Annotated in this window: 16 protein-coding genes; 5 read left to right on the plus strand and 11 right to left on the minus strand. The window is 41.8% G+C overall.

All coding sequences use genetic code 11. The features are described from left to right. Nucleotides 1–39 precede the first annotated feature (39 nt). Both WC222_06635 and WC222_06640 read left to right on the plus strand, forming a co-directional pair. Entirely contained in the window at nt 40–987 is a 948-nt protein-coding gene (locus WC222_06635; GenBank protein MFA6916054.1) for a DMT family transporter, read from the plus strand. A 139-nt stretch (nt 988–1,126) separates the two neighbouring features. Next, complete coding sequence (locus tag WC222_06640; GenBank protein ID MFA6916055.1) at nt 1,127–1,816, plus strand: response regulator transcription factor; 690 nt, start codon at nt 1,127–1,129, stop codon at nt 1,814–1,816. Here WC222_06640 and WC222_06645 read toward each other — a convergent pair. After that, a complete protein-coding gene (locus WC222_06645; GenBank protein MFA6916056.1) occupies nt 1,800–2,669 on the minus strand; it encodes an NFACT family protein in 870 nt (289 codons plus the stop codon). The genes WC222_06640 and WC222_06645 overlap by 17 nt on opposite strands. A gap of 56 nt (nt 2,670–2,725) precedes the next feature. Between WC222_06645 and WC222_06650 the strand changes: the two genes are divergently transcribed. Continuing rightward, nucleotides 2,726–4,642 (plus strand): ABC-F family ATP-binding cassette domain-containing protein, encoded by a 1,917-nt coding sequence (locus WC222_06650; protein MFA6916057.1) that lies wholly within the window; start codon nt 2,726–2,728, stop codon nt 4,640–4,642. A gap of 42 nt (nt 4,643–4,684) precedes the next feature. On the opposite strand, the gene metK is transcribed toward WC222_06650, so the two are convergent. Continuing rightward, entirely contained in the window at nt 4,685–5,848 is a 1,164-nt protein-coding gene (gene metK / locus WC222_06655; GenBank protein ID MFA6916058.1) for a methionine adenosyltransferase, read from the minus strand. A gap of 53 nt (nt 5,849–5,901) precedes the next feature. On the opposite strand from metK, the gene WC222_06660 reads away from it, so the two are divergent. Continuing rightward, complete coding sequence (locus tag WC222_06660) at nt 5,902–6,324, plus strand: hypothetical protein (protein ID MFA6916059.1); 423 nt, start codon at nt 5,902–5,904, stop codon at nt 6,322–6,324. Here the strand turns inward: WC222_06660 and WC222_06665 are convergent. Then, the gene (locus WC222_06665) at nt 6,263–6,892 is read right to left on the minus strand and encodes a riboflavin synthase subunit alpha (protein MFA6916060.1); all 630 of its coding nucleotides are present in this window, start codon (nt 6,890–6,892) and stop codon (nt 6,263–6,265) included. The genes WC222_06660 and WC222_06665 overlap by 62 nt on opposite strands. 128 nt (nt 6,893–7,020) lie before the next feature. On the opposite strand from WC222_06665, the gene WC222_06670 reads away from it, so the two are divergent. After that, nucleotides 7,021–8,448, plus strand: coding sequence for a protein kinase (locus tag WC222_06670; protein MFA6916061.1), 1,428 nt, complete (start codon nt 7,021–7,023; stop codon nt 8,446–8,448). 5 nt (nt 8,449–8,453) lie between these two features. On the opposite strand, the gene WC222_06675 is transcribed toward WC222_06670, so the two are convergent. From WC222_06675 to WC222_06710, 8 genes are all read right to left on the minus strand, one after another. Beyond that, on the minus strand, nt 8,454–9,026 hold the full coding sequence (locus tag WC222_06675) for a hypothetical protein (protein MFA6916062.1): 573 nt from the start codon (nt 9,024–9,026) through the stop codon (nt 8,454–8,456). Continuing rightward, on the minus strand, nt 9,019–10,614 hold the full coding sequence (locus WC222_06680) for a PKD domain-containing protein (protein MFA6916063.1): 1,596 nt from the start codon (nt 10,612–10,614) through the stop codon (nt 9,019–9,021). The genes WC222_06675 and WC222_06680 overlap by 8 nt, the downstream gene beginning before the upstream one ends. Before the next feature lie 313 nt (nt 10,615–10,927). Continuing rightward, on the minus strand, nt 10,928–11,722 hold the full coding sequence (gene murI / locus WC222_06685) for a glutamate racemase (protein ID MFA6916064.1): 795 nt from the start codon (nt 11,720–11,722) through the stop codon (nt 10,928–10,930). After that, nucleotides 11,722–12,420: a LysM peptidoglycan-binding domain-containing protein gene (locus WC222_06690; protein MFA6916065.1), complete on the minus strand. Its 699-nt coding sequence runs from the start codon at nt 12,418–12,420 to the stop codon at nt 11,722–11,724. Before WC222_06690 ends, murI begins: the two co-directional genes overlap by 1 nt. Next, the gene (locus WC222_06695) at nt 12,410–13,150 is read right to left on the minus strand and encodes an OmpA family protein (protein ID MFA6916066.1); all 741 of its coding nucleotides are present in this window, start codon (nt 13,148–13,150) and stop codon (nt 12,410–12,412) included. Before WC222_06695 ends, WC222_06690 begins: the two co-directional genes overlap by 11 nt. Nucleotides 13,151–13,212: 62 nt before the next feature. Then, nucleotides 13,213–14,553 (minus strand): Tol-Pal system protein TolB, encoded by a 1,341-nt coding sequence (tolB, locus tag WC222_06700; protein MFA6916067.1) that lies wholly within the window; start codon nt 14,551–14,553, stop codon nt 13,213–13,215. 217 nt (nt 14,554–14,770) lie between these two features. Next, on the minus strand, nt 14,771–16,051 hold the full coding sequence (locus WC222_06705) for a hypothetical protein (GenBank protein ID MFA6916068.1): 1,281 nt from the start codon (nt 16,049–16,051) through the stop codon (nt 14,771–14,773). Nucleotides 16,052–16,147: 96 nt separating this feature from the next. Beyond that, entirely contained in the window at nt 16,148–17,437 is a 1,290-nt protein-coding gene (locus WC222_06710; protein MFA6916069.1) for a hypothetical protein, read from the minus strand. Nucleotides 17,438–17,538 lie beyond the last annotated feature (101 nt).

Consider the following 17,538-nt stretch of genomic DNA (forward strand, 5'->3'; position numbering starts at 1 on the left):
TGCTATAGTTTTGTCCAAACCTTTAAAATTTAATTAATTATGCATCTAATCGTCCTACTCTTTGCCGGTTTCGCCAGCGTATTTACCATCGGAAAAGCAGCTTTAGAAGTTTCGGATCCACTGTTCTTCGTGGGTTCACGTATGACGATTGCAGGATTATTTATGTGCCTATATTCGGCTTATTCCCAAGGAGCATCCTCACTACGGCTTAATCGCCTACAATGGACAGGCATAGCGGCCCTAGCAGTGGTCAATATCTATTTGACTAACGCACTGGAGTTTTGGGGACTAAAGTATTTGACTTCTACCAAAACTTGTTTTTTCTACAGCTTAACTCCATTTATTGCGGCAATTGGAAGCTACTTATTTTTCAGTGAGAAGTTATCTAAGAAAAAATGGATCGGCCTGATCATCGGGATCGTCGGCTTCTCGCCCATTATTTTTGGATCTGCTGATACAGAAGAGATGCGTTCGTTTCTGATATTTTCCTGGCCTGAACTTGCTGTATTAGGCGCAGTTGTGGCGAGCTCCATCGGCTGGATTCTTTTAAAACAAAGCACGCAAAATCATAAAGTCAGCTCCTTTGCCGCGAATGGCTTAAGCATGTTATTAGGCGGTGCCATCACTACAGTAAATTCTCTATTCGTAGAAAATTGGAATCCTATCCCTACAACAAATATTCCTTCCTTTCTTGTTTGTTCTTTTGCATTGATGACTATCTCCAATTTCTTTTGTTACAATCTTTATGCTCATCTATTCAATAGATTCAGTGCGACTTTCATATCGTTCAGTGGTTTTATAACACCGGCGTTTACTGCTTTATACGGTTATGTTTTTCTAAATGAACAGATCCCCCTTCTTTTTTACCCTTCCTATGCAATGGTTTCCTTAGGAATTTTTGTGTTCTATATGGAAGAACTCAAAGTGGGTGTACCGGAATCTAAAGAAGCTCTTACAGTGAATATTACGGAACCTCAAGAAGCTTAGGCTTTTTGGAAATTTCATCTCTTAATCTTATTGAATATAATAAAATTTTCGAAAGATTTATTTTAAATTTAATTAAGAAATGATTTAATAATATTAAAGAGTATTGTTAATTTTTTATTTATATTTGAGGTCAGCGATTATGCAAAAACCAAAGATCATATTGATTGAAGATGAAGAAGATATCGCCGCCTTGATCAAACTTCAAGCGGAAATGTCCGGGTACAAATTACAGGCCGAAGTAGACGGTTTGAATGGTTATAGAGCTATAGAAAAAGAAAAACCTGATCTAGTCATACTCGATATTATGCTTCCCGGTCAAAGCGGTTTAGATGTTTGCCGTAAAATAAAAAACCATCCCGATTTAAAAGACATTCCGGTCATTATGATTTCTGCTAAAAGTGAAGAGCTAGACATTGTATTAGGGCTCGAATTAGGCGCTGATGACTATGTTGCTAAACCCTTTTCTCCAAAAGTCCTATTCTCAAGGGTCAGGGCCGTTCTGCGTAGAGGTAAAGAACCTGAAAAAGCTCCTAAACTGGTGAAATTCGGCGCCTTTACAATGGATGTCGACAGATATTTAGTTAAAAAGAAAGAAAAGCCTATCCAATTAACGCTTTCTGAATTTGGTATTCTACGCCGTCTACTTATGAACCGCGGAAAAGTGCTGACTCGGAACCAACTCCTTGATGATGTGCAAAATGATGATGCTTTCATTGTAGACCGTAACATCGATGTTCACATCGCAGCGCTTAGAAAAAAATTAGGGCCGAATTTCCACTGGATCGAGACCGTCAGGGGTGTCGGCTACCGCTTTAAGGAAGAAGAATAGATTTCTTTAGCCTTTCTAATTGTGCAGGGTCTGCAACCACCCTGCACTTTTTATGTTTTGATACGGAAACTGTTCCCGGCCTATGCCCACCAGGACCACGAGAGACAAATTTGGCCTGTGTCAAGATAACTTCCCCCTCGCCTGCCTTTGCTAATCTGCTATGCTGTAATGCTAGCTGCATCGCATCATAAAGCGTTTCTTGTGCAGGGGCTTCTGATCGTATCACAATGTGTGAACCGGGGACATCTGCCGTATGAAGCCACCAGTCATTTCCTCGTGCTAGTTTTAAACTTAAAGTTTCGTTATCCCGTGCTGTGCGGCCTACCCAAATTTCTGTTCCATCCTTCGCCTGATACTTTTTGTAGGGTAGCTTGGGAGCCGGTATTTTCTTCTGTCCCGGCTTGGATTGCGGACTTAAAGAGGGAAAACGGTGTTTGATCTGTTCCCATTCTTCTTCACAAGATATCTTTTCCAGGAGGCCTATTTCTTCTTCCACGATCAGGGCTTTGCTTTGTAGCATCTTTAAACGCCGTTCAAAATGAGGGATGGATTTTTGAAGTTTTTTTGCTGCCTTAAATCGTTTTTTTAGCTGCTCTTCTACCGGAATACGTGGTTCTATAGCGAGGGTTTTCGTTGTTCCATCCTTCCAATCGTCAACGGAAATCTGAGTATCGCCTTTCTTATAGCTGTAAAGATTGGACTGTAGCAGCACAGCCTCGTGGTAATTATTTTCCCATCCCTCGGCAAGCTGCAGATCTTGTCGAGTTGTATCCATTGTACTTGTGGTGCGTTTAAGATTTTTATGCAGCTGTCTGAGCGTTGTGGAGACTGCATTTTCCCAGGACAATTTCATACGTTCACCATTTTACCATATTTGTGTTACAATATTCTGAAAAACAGGAGTTTAAAGTGTTATCTCTATCCGGCGTGACCATGCGGTTTGGTTCTAAAATTCTCTACGAAAATGTAGATCTTCAGCTTAACCCGGGTAGACGGTATGGTCTTGTAGGAGCTAATGGCTGCGGAAAGTCCACTTTGTTGGAAATTCTATCAGGAAACCTAGTCCCAGATAAAGGAGATATTGCCACCCCTTCAGGCGTTACCATTGGAACGATGAAGCAAGACCAATATCTTTTCGACGAAGAACCACTTCTCAACGTTGTTTTACGTGGAAAAGAACAGCTCTGGGAAGCAATGCAGCAAAGGCAGCACCTCTTTGATACAGTAGAAGAATTTGATGAAGCAACGTGCCATCGTTTAGAGAAACTGGAATCTATCATTGCGGCCCATGATGGATACGTTGCCGAAAGCGACGCGGCAAAACTCTTAGAAGGATTAGGCATTCCGGCAGAAAAACATTTCCAGCCTATGCGGCTTTTCTCCGGGGGCTATAAACTCCGCGTTCTCTTGGCACGCCTTTTGTTTTCAGATTGTGATTTCTTGTTATTGGACGAACCTACCAACCACCTTGACCTATTTACTATCCGCTGGTTGGAAGAGTTTCTACGCAACTATAGAGGGACCCTCTTGGTTATTTCGCATGATAGAATGTTCTTAAATAACGTTTGTACAGATATACTAGACACTGACCACAATACTGTACGCCACTTTAAAGGAAACTACGACGCCTTTGTCCAAGCGAAAAGCGAGATGCATTTGCTGATGGAAAAACAAATGGTCAACCAGGAGAAAAGGCGCGACCAATTGATGGAATTTGTCGAAAAATTAGGCGCCAAGGCATCCAAAGCTACCCAAGCTAAATCTAAAATGCATCTTGTTGAAAAATTAAATGATCAAATGGCAGAACTTGAAGTAGCTCCTTCCTCAAGACGTTCACCAAGACTTGGGTTTAAAGTGGACAAAGCATCGGGAGCGCGAGTATTACGCGTCGACACTCTAAGCAAAAACTACGGCGAAAACCACGTTCTAAATAATGTGACCTTGGAAATTGAAAGAGGCGAGAAAGTTGCTTTCCTAGGAGCTAACGGAATAGGTAAAACCACTTTCTTAGAAATCATTACAGGTAATATAGAGTTGACCTCAGGATCATTTGAATGGGGCCATAATGCTAATGTTGCCTATTTTCCCCAGGATCCACGTAAAGCTTTAGACCAGGATAAAACCCCCTTGGAGTGGCTCTGTTCCATAGACTATAAAGTGAGCGAACAACAAGTCCGTGGTCTATTAGGACGCGTGCTTATTGAAGGGGATGAAGTGCATCAGCCCATCAATACCCTCAGTGGGGGAGAGATGGCCCGCCTCATCTTAGCGCAAATGATGATCAAAAAGCCGAATGTCTTAATCTTTGACGAACCGACAAACCACCTGGATATGGAGTCGATGGAAGAGTTATTGAACTGTCTTAATGACTATGACGGCACAGTTCTGCTCGTCAGCCACAACCGTTATTTCGTGTCGACATTTGCTGATAGAATCATTGAAATCCAACCGGAAGGCATTGCGAATTATCTCTGCACCTATGAAGAATATATTGCTAAAAGAGATCTGGACCTCCTAGACCGCAATGTTAAACGGCCTACAGCAAAACAACAAACAACTAAAGCTTCGGATCCTCTTCCGCGTGAAGATAAACGCAAGAAAGCTCACCTTGAGAAAGACCTCAAAGAGGTCGAAGATAAATGCAGCAGCTTGGAAATTGAGCTTAAGGAGATTGATAGTAAGCTTTTTGATCCTGAGTACTATGTAAAAGCCTCTTTTGATGAGCAGAATAAGTTGAAAGGGCGGAAAGAGGCTATTGAAAAAGAGCTGGAAAGCTTGATTGTCCGTTGGGAAGAGATCAACCAAGTACTTGCTAAGTCAACATAATCCTGATTCATAGAGCCGGCGACTTGTCGCCGGACTCCTATTTTACGATAGGCTTTTTGGAAAAGCCGCTTTAAGCTGCGGTACTTTATCGGTACGCTCCCAAGTGAATTCCGGATCTGTCCTTCCAAAATGACCTTCGGATGCCGTCTTAAAGTAGATGGGGCGAAGCATCTGCAAAGTTTCAATAATGCCGCCCGGAGTCAAGTCAAAGAGCTTATGTACCACATCTTCTAGTTCACATTCATTTACTTTGCTCGTCCCGAATGTTTCCACGCGGATGGAAACCGGTTCAACACGCCCTATCGCGTAGGAAATTTGCACTTCACACGTATCTGCTAAACCGGCAGCAACAATATTCTTTGCTACATACCGGGCAGCATAGCCTCCGGAGCGGTCTACTTTAGTAGGATCCTTACCCGAGAAAGCCCCTCCGCCATGCCTGCCTCGGCCGCCGTAGGTGTCTACAATAATTTTGCGACCGGTCAGACCGCAGTCCGATGCGGGCCCGCCCTGAATGAAGCTTCCGGAAGGATTAATAAAAAAAGTCGTTTGATCATCCAAAAGATGCGAAGGGATGATTTTTGCTGCCATGGCCTGCATATCTTTCTTGATTTGTTCTTGAGTGACATCCGGATTATGCTGGGTAGATATTACGATGGCATGGATACGTTTTGGCTTGTGATCGGGGGTATATTGCACAGTAACTTGGGCTTTAGCATCCGGCCTTAAATAGGGGATATTTCCGCTTTGTCTTTCCAAACGTAGCTGACGGATGATGCTGTGTGCTAACATTATGGGCAAGGGCATCAGCTCAGGCGTCTCATTGCAGGCAAATCCGAACATCAGCCCTTGGTCGCCTGCGCCGAGTTTTTTATGGCCCTTAGAAACTCCGGCTGCTATTTCGGGAGATTGTTTGTTAATCGTTGTCAATATTCCGCAGGAGTGGTAATCAAACCCCCATTCGGGATTGTTGTATCCGATTTTTTTAATGGTTTCTCTGACGACAGCACGGTAGTCGATATTTGCATGTGTTGTAATTTCCCCTGCCAAGACAACCAACCCGCTGCTAACTAGGGTTTCACACGCTACACGCGAGTGGGGATCATGTTCTAAACAACTGTCCAGGATGGCGTCAGAAATCTGATCCGCAATTTTATCGGGATGACCGGATGAAACAGATTCTGATGTAAATAGATAATGCTGCATAGTATAAAACACCTTGTAAAGTTAACTTTATAATATTCATTGGATATTTCTCTATGTTCATCATCGTTCTTTTAACTTCTACCGTATTGAGTTTCTCTGAAATTGAGCATACTCCCCCCAAAGAATTAACGGAGATATACAGTGGACAAAAAGTCGCTGTTAGGGGATTTCCTTATGCGACAGAACAGGGGGAGTGGATACTTTCAGATGAACCCAACTTACGCTCTTGCTGTGTAGGAAAGGGCCCAAAAGCAGCTAAACAAATCGTCTTACAAGAAAATGCTAAACAATTCACAACTTTTCAAGTGATAGAAGTGGAAGGTCTTTTAGCCGAGAGAGATAATCGCCTTGTCTTGCAGGACTGGAATACCGTAAATCCAAAAGGGGCCATCGCCTGGGGGTTCTATGCGCTTCTTATGCTTTCAGTCTTGGCAGGATTTCTTGGCCGTAAAGCCTTTCAATGGTATCGACGATAGTCTGTGTTTGCGAGTCTAATTCAAGATTAATGCTATCACCCGCCTTCTTTTTACCTAAAGTTGTTCTCTGTAATGTTTCAGGAATCAAATGTACCGTAAACATGCCATTTCGAACGACATCGACCAAGGTTAAGCTCACGCCGTCTAGCGCTACGTAGCCTTTAGGAAGAAGATATTTAGTCCATTCTGCAGGGCAAGCGCAGGTTAAAATCGAATAGTCGGGGAAATCCCTTTTTTCTTTGATGGTCACTATGCCCCAAACATGCCCGGACAATAAGTGACCTCCTATTTCATCTCCGATAGTGGCAGATCTTTCAATATTGACCAAAATATGCGGTTGTAATTTGCCCAGGGTAGTGCGTTTTAAAGTTTCAGGAATGACATCAAATGTTACTGTTGTTTCTTCTATTGTAACTACTGTAAGGCACACTCCATCAACGGCAATGCTCGCGCCTAACTTTAATCCCTGGGAAAGGCTTAGGGGAAGTGAAATCGCTATTTGTTTATTATTGACCATATCCTTTATATCATGGATTGGACACAAAGCACGAACGATTCCCGTAAACATAATTCCCTTATTCTAAGCATTTAAAAACTACACTTATAAGAAGATTTGCTAATTAAAATAAAGAGGTGTTTATAACGTCTCTGAAAAATTTGAATATAGATAAGTTTTTTATCACAATAAGGAAAAGTATGGCAGATGCGTTAGGTAATTCATTTTTAAGTCTTTATTCTTCCTCAGATTCAACTTCATCCTATATCGAAAACTATGTACATGAAGACTCCATAGAAATCAGTGACACAGCTGCCGTCAAGCCGGCCCATTCCATCCAAGAGATGAATTTGTTTTATGAACGGGTGCAGGCGGCTAGTCGCTCCCTTTCAGACTCCTCCATTGCTTCAATACCTAAACCTGTGATGGAGAAGCTTTATAGACTGCAACTCCTTTACAGTTCAAACACATCGGACGATGCCCTTGAAATGGCGCAATTTGCTGTTAAGCTGGAAAATGAACCCTTTATCCCCAAAGATAAAGCTTTAAACTTTGAAATCCTGCCTTCAGAGAGTTCCGATATATTGAAAGCCTTCGTAGAATATTCCTATGACAAAAAGAAAAGGTTGAAACATCAGACCTACATTTTACGTCTACATGGGGTTGGTAAACACAAAAAAATGTACCAAGCCACCCACCTGCGCACCTATCAGCAAAAAGCAATTTTAATTCTAGATAAAAGTCAGATCTCTAAGAAAGAATTAGAAAATGAACTTGCTTTTCAGGATATTCTCAAAAAAGTTAAAGGATGTGTAACAGCAAAAAAGATATTTACAAACGATTCTTACGTTATATTAATGACAACTCTTTGTAATAAAGGAACTTTGGAAAGAGAGATCAAATTAACCGGAGAATTATATGAAAGAAGAGTTTTGTTTGAGCTTTATATTTTAAGTGGTATCTTCGCACAAATGCACAATGAGAAAGTCCTTCATGGTGATATTAAACCTGACAATATTATGTATACTAAGTCACACAAATATAACTTGATGGAACTCAAAGTCATCGATTTTGGATCTTCAAGGTTTATCACTAAAGAGGGTATCAACCAACCTCTGGGCGGTCCCGTATTATTCCTTCCCCCCGAAGCTACGAAAATTCGCATCAAAATATTAGAGCTTAAAGAATTGGAAGCTAACTTAGACAAACTGAAAAAAGCATTGGTCAGAAAAAATGCTTTGAAGCGATATAAATGTAAGTTAAGCAAAAAGAGAAGTGAAATTCAAAGAGCAAATGCTTTAATTACTTCAAAACTAGATGTATATATGTTAGGGGAGACTTTTTATATGCGTATAAACGGGGGCAAACTACCTCCGGTCCAAGCTGAATTTGCAGCGAGAATAAAACAAGGGACAGCCAGTGGAAAAGATGAAATTATTGAGATTTATTTAAACATGACGGGTAAAAATATGCCTTATAAAGAGCCCTCTCGCCGTAAGTTTTTACAACACCTGATTTGGAGAATGCTCCTGCCGGATCAGAACCGCCGTCCATCCATGCACCAAATCCACACAATGCTTTCAAAAAAGTATCCTTTTCTTGAAGCTGAGAGCATCAATTGGTACTAATTGCACTAGAAGTGCATTCCTATTCCTAAGCCTGTTTTAAACCCACCTAGATCAACATGTGTTTGGTAGTTATTTGGTTGGTATAAATAATCAAAGAAAGTATCTAGAAATAGGTTGTCGGTAAAATAATAATAGAAGCCTGATTTCAATACCCCACCATAAACAAGTCTAGAGACTTTTTCGGATTGGTTAAAAAGATGGTTTTTTAATTCTACCCGCGCAAAACTAGCCCCTAGCCCTAAATAAACACTTAATTGTTCCGATAATACGTAAGGAAGTTTGATTCCTAAACTCGTATTAGCAATGGAAATTCTAGTAGGATCATTCAACCCTATTGAATGGCCATGCTTGCTGAACCAATCAAAATTAACCCATCCCTGAAAGCAATTGTAAACAGAGGTGGAAGCTTCCACTTGGAAAGAGGGGCCGACTGTTCCATAAATTTCTCTAAATCGTCCTGAGCTATGCCAAAATGCGGCTGTACGAAATTCAATACTGTTTTGTGTTTCAGCGGATAATGGGAAGGACCCCATCCAAAATGAAAGAAGAAATAGAAGCTTAGTAGTGGTCTTATTCATTAATAATCCTTATGGAAACTGGTGTACTCACTAGATTAGCAGCATTTATAGCAAAAATTTTATAATGCGAGGCATCTTTTTTTGAACGGAGTAGGATCTCATAAACGAGTGGAGAACTAGAAGGAATGACCGCCACTATTTGTCCATTCAGAGTGATCTGATAGAAAAGAACATCCCCTGAAGGGCTGGGATTCCACGTTACCTCAAGCACATATTTCGTGCGGTTCAAAAACTTATTTTTGATGACGTTGCCCAGAAAGAGCCCAGGAGGAAGAGGGATAGGCGAGACAGGCGCATCAGGTATTTGAATATTTTGGGTGACTGTAGCGCTAGGGCCCCCATTATTGCTTACAGATTGGCCTGTAAAGGTTTGTGTTGTAGAAGTCCCACCTGAATTTGTCACAGTAAGAGTGACCGTGTAGGATCCGCCACCTAAATAGGTATGTTGAACCGGATTGGAAGTTGTTGTGATGATAGTGCCGTCACCAAAGTCCCAAACGTAACTTGCAATTGTCCCTACATTCGTTGTGGATGTAGATATAAAAGTTGTTGGAGATAAAGCTTGAGCCGGTGCTGCTACAAAAGAAGCGATAGGGGCTTGATCAGGGGTTATCGCTACAAAAGCCTGAAATCCGGTGACGCTCGTTTGAGTTATGTTGGTTGTGCCTACGGCTACAGTTGTAAAAGTATTGCTGTTGGCATGAGTGAAAACGGCTTTTTGACTATCTGGAGAAATCGCAACACCCTGCTGAGTATAATTTCCTGGAACGGTGTCAAACGGTATGTCCACGGTTGCATAGCTTGACAAATTGAGGGCTGTTCCGTAATTCACATTCTCATTTGCTATATATGCCCACAATCCATTGGCAGAAACTGCAATATTAGTAGGCTGTGCATTGGGGGTGATAGGAATCGTCTGAGAAACGGTTTGGGTCAGTAAATTTATTTCATAGACCTTATTATTTATCATGTCTGTGACGTAGGCCAATTGCCCGCTTGGCGCCAATGCAATACGTGTCGATCTGCCAGGCACGTTAATAGGAAGTCCAAATACATTCCCTGCGGTAGTCATACTTAGAATAGAGGATGTCTGTGTAAGATAGATTGTAGAACCGTCAGGCGATATAGCCACAGAATTGGACTGAATATTGGTAGAAATGGGAATTACCGTGTATGTACTGCTCGCTAGATCTAATTTTAGAATTGTATAAACACTCGAATCATCGACCGCCGTAATATATGCTGTCGTCCCATCCGGTGTGATAGCAATACTAAAAGGGGTTTGAAGAACTCCACCCTCATTGAGAGAAATAGTATTTATAACCGTTTGTGTTGCGAGATTCACCACGGTTACAGTGGAAACAACATTTTGGTTAATGACATAGAGTGTAGCGGCGTCGGGGGTGATAGCCAGTGCTTCACTGCGCCCACCTGAGATAGGTAGCCCTGCAGTTTCTGTGGTCACATCAAAAGTGATAACTTGAAAGTTAGATTTATCTGCAGCGTAGGCAAACCAATCCGCCGCAGCTAAAGGAGTAAAAAATAAATATGCTGAAATGATGTATAAGGAGAATAGTTTAAACCTCACAAAGCCCTTTATTAAATAAAATGATTGTTTGTTTTATAGCATTTTATGGAGAGGCCTTCAAGAGATTAGTGTGTTATTTTCTAGGCATGTTCTGTTGAAGTGTATTTGAATTTCAGAAATATTATATTTACTCATCCACTTCTCTTTGGAGGCTTCACAACGTGCCAAAGTTGCAGCATAGGAAGGATGTGCCTTCATCTTTCTGCCAGAGTGGCGAAGCATATCAGGCAGGTTGGGGAAACAATTATTATTGAGATTCAATTGCTCTAAGTTTGATAGTTTTTCGAGATCCTCAAAACATTAAGATATTAGATTAATTATCTAAATGAATTAATTCTAAGGATTCAAGTTGGATCGATGATGGAAGAAATGTTTGCGCGAGTTTTTTAAAGCGACCAGGGTCGTCTGTCACGTAAAACTGCTGTTTTGAGCTTTTAAGCGATGTAGATTTCAGCTGTTGTTGGATAGCTTCTGCACAGCACTGGGCTGAGTCTACAATATGAACATGACTTGGAAGTTGTTTGGAGATGGCTTTTCTGAGGAGTGGGTAGTGTGTACAGCCCAGGATGACAGTATCGCATTCAGCATCGAGAATAGGTTTCAAGTATTCCTGAACCATTAAATGAGTGGCGGGGTGGTCCAGCAGCATTTCTTCTACCAAGGGGACGAATAACGGGCAAGCAACAGGGAGGATGTGCGCATGGGGCAGGAGTGTATGCAATGCTTTTTGGTAGCTGCCGGAACGTATAGTGGCATGGGTTCCAAGTACCCCGATGCATTGATTTTGAGTGAGGGTGCTGGCTTTGAAAGCGCTAGGATAAAGAACATCGATAACAGGTACCGGTAGCGAGTCTTTCCATTCTTGCGAGGTAAAGGATGAGGCTGTGTTGCAGGCAATCACGACCATTTTGACAGGGTGGTCTAATAGAAACTGGACGCATTGCCTGCTGTATTTTTCAATGGTTTGACAGCTTTTATCTCCGTAGGGCAGCCGTGCGGTGTCGCCAAAATACACTATCGATTCGTGGGGGAGGAGAGCGGCGACAGACCGCAGGACGATCAGTCCGCCGGCGCCCGAATCGAATATTCCTATCGGAAGGTCTTGCATCAGAGTTTGGGAGGGATGATGAGGGTTTGACCGGCAATGATTTTATCGGAAGACAGTTTATTTTCTTCACGTAGGGCTTTGAGCGAGACTCCGAACTTGACGGCTATTTTACCCAAGCTGTCACCCGGTTGTACTTGATAGCTATTGCTGTTGAGATCTTGGTTATTATTTACCACAGTAGGGCTGATGGGAGGGCCTTGCAAAGCTTCAGTGAGTGTTTGTAAGGCTATCTGCAGGTGGTTAATATTATTGCTCTGCAGTGCCATTGAAGATTCGTAGTTAGCGATCCTTTCGTGCAGGGCCATCAGAGCATTATTTTGCTTTTCCAGATGTTGTTTATAGGCTGCAACTTCTGTGGAAATGACTTGAAGGTTTTTCTCAATCAGAGTTAACCGTTGGTCTGCCGATCCTGACTTTTCCTTCATCCCTTCTTGGAGTAGCTTTTGGGAGTTTTTCAAGTCTTTGCGGATAGAATCGATGATATCTTCTTGGTTAGCCAGCTTTTCTTCCAGTACTCGCAGCTCTGATTCGTGGTTGCTGCTCATCCTTTTCAGATCCACAATATCACGGGCATCAGGAACTGTGGGCCGCTGGAATTGCTGTTGCTGCAATTGCTGCTGTTGCGGGAAGGAAGGAGCGCCCCAAAGGACGCTTCCTCCCATCAAGAAAAGTAAGAAAAGGTTTTTTCTAGCGCTCATAGACTTTGAACTCGGCTCTGCGGTTTTGCGACCAAGCTTGTTCGTTATGCATTGTCACTAGAGGGCGTTCTACTCCGTAGGAAATAGTAAAAATATTGTCGGGGTTGACACCGTCTTCGATCAGGATATTTCTTACGGCATTAGCACGGCGTGCGCCTAAAGCTAGGTTATAGGCTTCAGCGCCTCTTTCATCGGTGTGTCCTTCAACGAAAATGTAGGTGTTGGGCCTAGATTTCATGAAGCTGGCGATGGATTGGATCGTGGATAGGTTCTCTTGCCCTTTAATCAGGTTGCTATTGTAGGAGAAGAGCACATTTCTGAAGATGTTGCGCAATACTCTATCCTGTGCGGGATCTTTAAAAGCGCTGATACCTGGCACTGGGCTGCCTGGATCACCTGGAGAGTCTTTTGGTGGAGGTGCAATATAGTCGCCCATTGCCAGTTCATCTCCGTAGTCATTGTCTTCGTAAGGGACATAATCTACAGGTTGTCTTTGCAGTTGGAAGGAGGTGCAGCACTCATCTTCCGGGCAGTAGAATTCGTCGCGAGAGCCGACTGCACGGGAGTGGGAGCTTTCTCCACCACAGAGTGAGCTGAATCCGCGGGTCATGTGACGGTAGCAGGAAGAGGTGTCATCCCAGACTTGTTCGCGGGAACGAGAGCAGGATGTCATTGTTAGTGCCGAAGCTGCCAGAGTGGCAAAGAGTATGCATTGACGGAATGTGAACATTGTAACCTCATTTAGGTAATATGCCGCATAGGGTGCGCCCTCTGCTGCTTAATAAAATTGTGTTAACGCGGTTCCCAAGAAGGAAAGCGTTTTTGCCCTTTTCCCACAGGTATTTGTGTGGGAATAGGCATGGCTAAATCTAATAAAAAGAGTTCGCCGCCTTCGTTCGTATTAGAGTTGTACACAAGAGCGCGGCTGTTGGGTGCCCATGAAGGGTTTTCCTTGTGTATGCTGCCATTGGTAATTTGCGTTTCCTTCTCCTCGTCGACTTCATAAATCCAGATTTGTCGTACACCGTCCGAGAGGGCGCAGTAAGCGATTTTGGTTCCATCAGGAGACCATGCAGGAGCGCTGTTTTCACGGGAGGTGCGGGAGATAAGTTTAACATTTTTGACGGGTTTGCCGGGGGACACTTGGCTGATATCGAGAATATAGATGCGGGGATTGCCGTCTTTATTGGAAACGAAGGCCACTTTACGACCGTCCGGACTGAAAGCTGGGGAGCCTTGAGTTGCCTTGTGGGAGCTGAACGCTTGATAAGGCTTATCTATAGGGCCTTTTTCGGTGGAAAAGTCTTGGATGAAAAGGTCAGGGTTGCCCGTAGCATCGCTGATGAAGGCAATTTTATTACGCTGCCGCGACACTGCAGGCATGAGCTGGTTGCCGCGGAGAAGGCTGAGGCGTTGTGGTTTAAAGTCTTTAAGAGGAGCTAGAAAAAGTTTAGGTTGTCCATTGGCATAGGATACATAGAGAAAAGCACTGCTAGTCTTGCCTTCTTTGGGAGGGACGTAGGTGGGAGAGATGCAGTATCCGGCGTCTAAGGTGATTTGACGGGCATTGGCACCGTCGTAATCGCATTCCCAAACTTCAGAGTTCCACGTATTTGGCTTATCGGCAGGAGAGCGCAGGGTGTAAAGCAGCTTGGTAGAGGCGATGCCGGGGGAGTCAAAGAGCGAGTTATGGATTGCATCCGCGATGAGGTGGATTTGGCGCCGGTCTTCATCGATATTACCCTTAAGAGAAACTCCTTCAAGGGCTTTTGTCCAATTGTCGTTAGTGCTGGCTAGGATAATGGATAGCTTTTTATCCGCTATAGAGGCCTGGATACAGCACATGATACCATTATTAGCGAAAGACTTATCTTGATAGCGTTTTTGCGTTATCAGGGTATCGAACTGCTTATTGCCCACAGAGCAGACGGAAGAGCCGTTATGGGATAGATCATAGCAAAGGATATGCTCTAGCTGTCTGACATAGTCGGCTTGGAAATTTTTGTAGTCATGTGAAAAAGAAGCTAGGTACACAGGGGTGCGTGGATCATCTGTAGCCAATTCAATCACCATAGAATCAGCTGACAATACATTAAAAAATAAGCATAGGAGTAAGAATAAAAAATGGTGCATGCGCGTAAGTCACCTGAATTTGGCGCCATCATAAACGCAAGACACGTCGTTTGCAACCTAAATTTTAGGTCGCAATCACTTATAAACCCAACTTGTCCTAAATCGAGTTGCAGTTTTCAGAAACGATGGAGATGACGCAATCGGTGACGAAGCTAAGGTTTTTTCCTTGTCAAGTTCGGCTGCGATCAAGCGCGCTTTAGGACGTAAGTTGGGTGTATTAATCGTTTTCAAAATAGTATACAATGATGTCGACGATGTTATTGTCGTGTTTTGAATCCAAATTCAAAAGTTCTACCATCAAAAGTTCAATCTCTTTTTTTACATAGGGTTCAGTAAGTTCACCTGTGGGGAGGGAGGGGCCGTTTGATTCTTCCTCTCTTTCAAATTTTCTAAAAAGACCATAGGAAAATAGTCTTTTTAGTTCTTCAGCTACTGCGATCTGAGGCGCTGCGTTTGGGTCATCAGATGCGTTTTGTGTTTCTAATTGATAGATCAAATCTGTTGTAATCTCTTGGAAAAGATTGTTGACTGCCCAATAATCTTGGTCATAGCTCTTATCAAGATTCCTTGTGCTGAATTGTTCTAGGAGTTCTTCTCTAAAAAATCCATGGAGGTCCTCCAGCTTTCTTTGAATCCTCATCTGAATTTTGAAGGCTTCAATTTCCTTTTCATCTTCTAAAAGAGGGGTTGAGGGAAGGATTTTGAGTTCGTTTAGCTGGGTTTTGACCGTTTTATTCTGAGGATTATTTTCAGGTCTGCCCCATTTGTCATTTAGAGGTAAACCATAATTTCCATGTGTAACTACGACTACAGTATTGGAAATGGATAGGGGCCTTTTTTGGCCGGGTATGTTTTCCTTAATGGCTTTTTTAATGAGCATTTCGAATTTTTGGTATTTCTCGGAACCTTCCTTAGTGCAGCATTGTTTATTGAGCAGAACATCCAGCCTCATGAGAACGGGATTGGCAAGGCCGGAGATTATTTCTTTTGTAATAGTCTCCCCCTCAGAGTCTGCGGGTTTTCCGACATATCTCTCTTTTAGATGTGAGCGAATACAGATTAACTTGATGCGGTCCAAAAGACCTTTTTCAAAGCAATTGACTAAATCGCGTATTTTTTCTGTTTGACTGAGGCTGAAATCGCAAATTTGAGGGCTATTCTCTAGAATTATTTTTAATGCTTTTGAAAAACGACTAATTTCACATGCATTGTGAGAGGCTTTAAGGAGAACAATACAGCGCTTTTGGAATTTAGGAATTTTGGGATTTGGGAATGCGCCGTTTGCTCCGGCAATTAATAATTTAAAATTATTTGCAATAAATAATAAGTATTCCGTGAGCGCTTTATGCTTAAGTTGAATACTGCTATCAAAAGTACAACTAAAACCTGAAATCTTATCTAAAGATACAAAAAGCAAAGGGTTGTTGAGATCTTGACGATTTGCAAGGCTTTCAGCTGACCTAACGATACTAGTAAAATCCAATGAATTAGAAACCATTTTACCACGTTAAATAGATATAAATTTGGTTAAAATATACATTTGAATAGGGTTGTTTGCAAATAGTAAATTTTATTTCATTGGGTTTTAATTTTATTAGTCCTCTAAGTGGATGTTGAAAAGTGAGAAAACGTTATTGATAAAGTTATCGTCGTGATTCGAATCTAAATTAAACAATTCTATTACAACCCTTTGAAACCTTGCACTTACGTAGGGCTCCGATTTCTGAATGATTTCTTCACCATTTTCGCCCTGAATGGTTATGGTAGGATATGTTTTCAAAAGTTTGCTTGCAAATTGAGCTTTGAATTCTTTGATGTAGAAGGATAGGGGAGAAGGTTTTTCAGCAAATAAGTTTGCGATCCCAAGTTCATCATTCTTTAAGCGAGCTTGGAGTTCTAGTTCACTTTCCAAAGTGTGCATCAAATGCGTTGTTAGCTCCTCAAAGAGATGGACAATTGCCCAATTTTCTTGTCTGACGTCCTCATTTGGGAATAGGAGTTTTAGTCTTCGTTTCAGAGTCTCTTTAAAATGCATGCTCATTGCACGGAGAGTCTTTTGACGGTCTACTTGTTCTGTAAAATCGGCAATATCTTCTTCGACCCGGTTTTTGGTGTATTGAACTTTTTTTTCTTTTAACTGGAGATTGATACTTTTATTTTCAGGATCATCTACCGGTCTATATCCATACTCATCGCAGGGCTTATCATTGATCGGAAGTTCATAATTGCCATGAGATACCACTGAAACAGTATCGAGAATAGATACTGATTTCTTTTTCCATTCCACTTCTTCCCCTTTGAGGATACTTATAATAAGGTTTTCCAGTCGCAGATTTTTCGGGGTGTTTTCAACGGTGCATTTTTTTCTGTTGAGCAAGCTCCTTATATTGCGTAAAGATGTTTCATCAAGATTTACGATGTTTTCTTTAGAAGGAATCTTTTCTCCATAAAGGAAGAGGATCTCGATGCGCTGAAAAATTGTTTGATTGAGAATGTGTAGGTTATGCTCTACCTTATCAACGAGCATGAGTTTGGTGGGAGTATAATCTTTTAAAATTTTATCTACTGCAGAGGCAAAACGTGGTATTTCTAAGTTGTCATAGGCTTTTCTTAAAATGGAATTGCAGCGTTCTTTATAATGGAGGGTGGGTTCACTTTCAACAGTCGCACCAGCAATTAAATCTTCAAAATATTTGGTTACAAACTCTAAATAATTCTCGATACTATCTTTTGTCATATAATTATAACCATTGTGACTAATATTAAAGCCAGAGGTGTTATTAACTGATAATATAGTTCCGGACATATAAGGCTTGCCTATTGCATAAGCTATTGATTCTGCTTTTTTTGTTTGTTCACCGAAATTAATTGAAGTAATAGTCATGTTAAAACCGTATTTAATATATTAGTAATCCATTGTTTATATGTTATATTTAGTTATTTTGCAATTAATTTATTAACTTTAGAAGTAGATGTTTTTATCTA

The sequence above is a fragment of the Parachlamydiales bacterium genome (assembly GCA_041671045.1).
Lineage (GTDB): Bacteria > Chlamydiota > Chlamydiia > Chlamydiales > JABDDJ01 > JABDDJ01.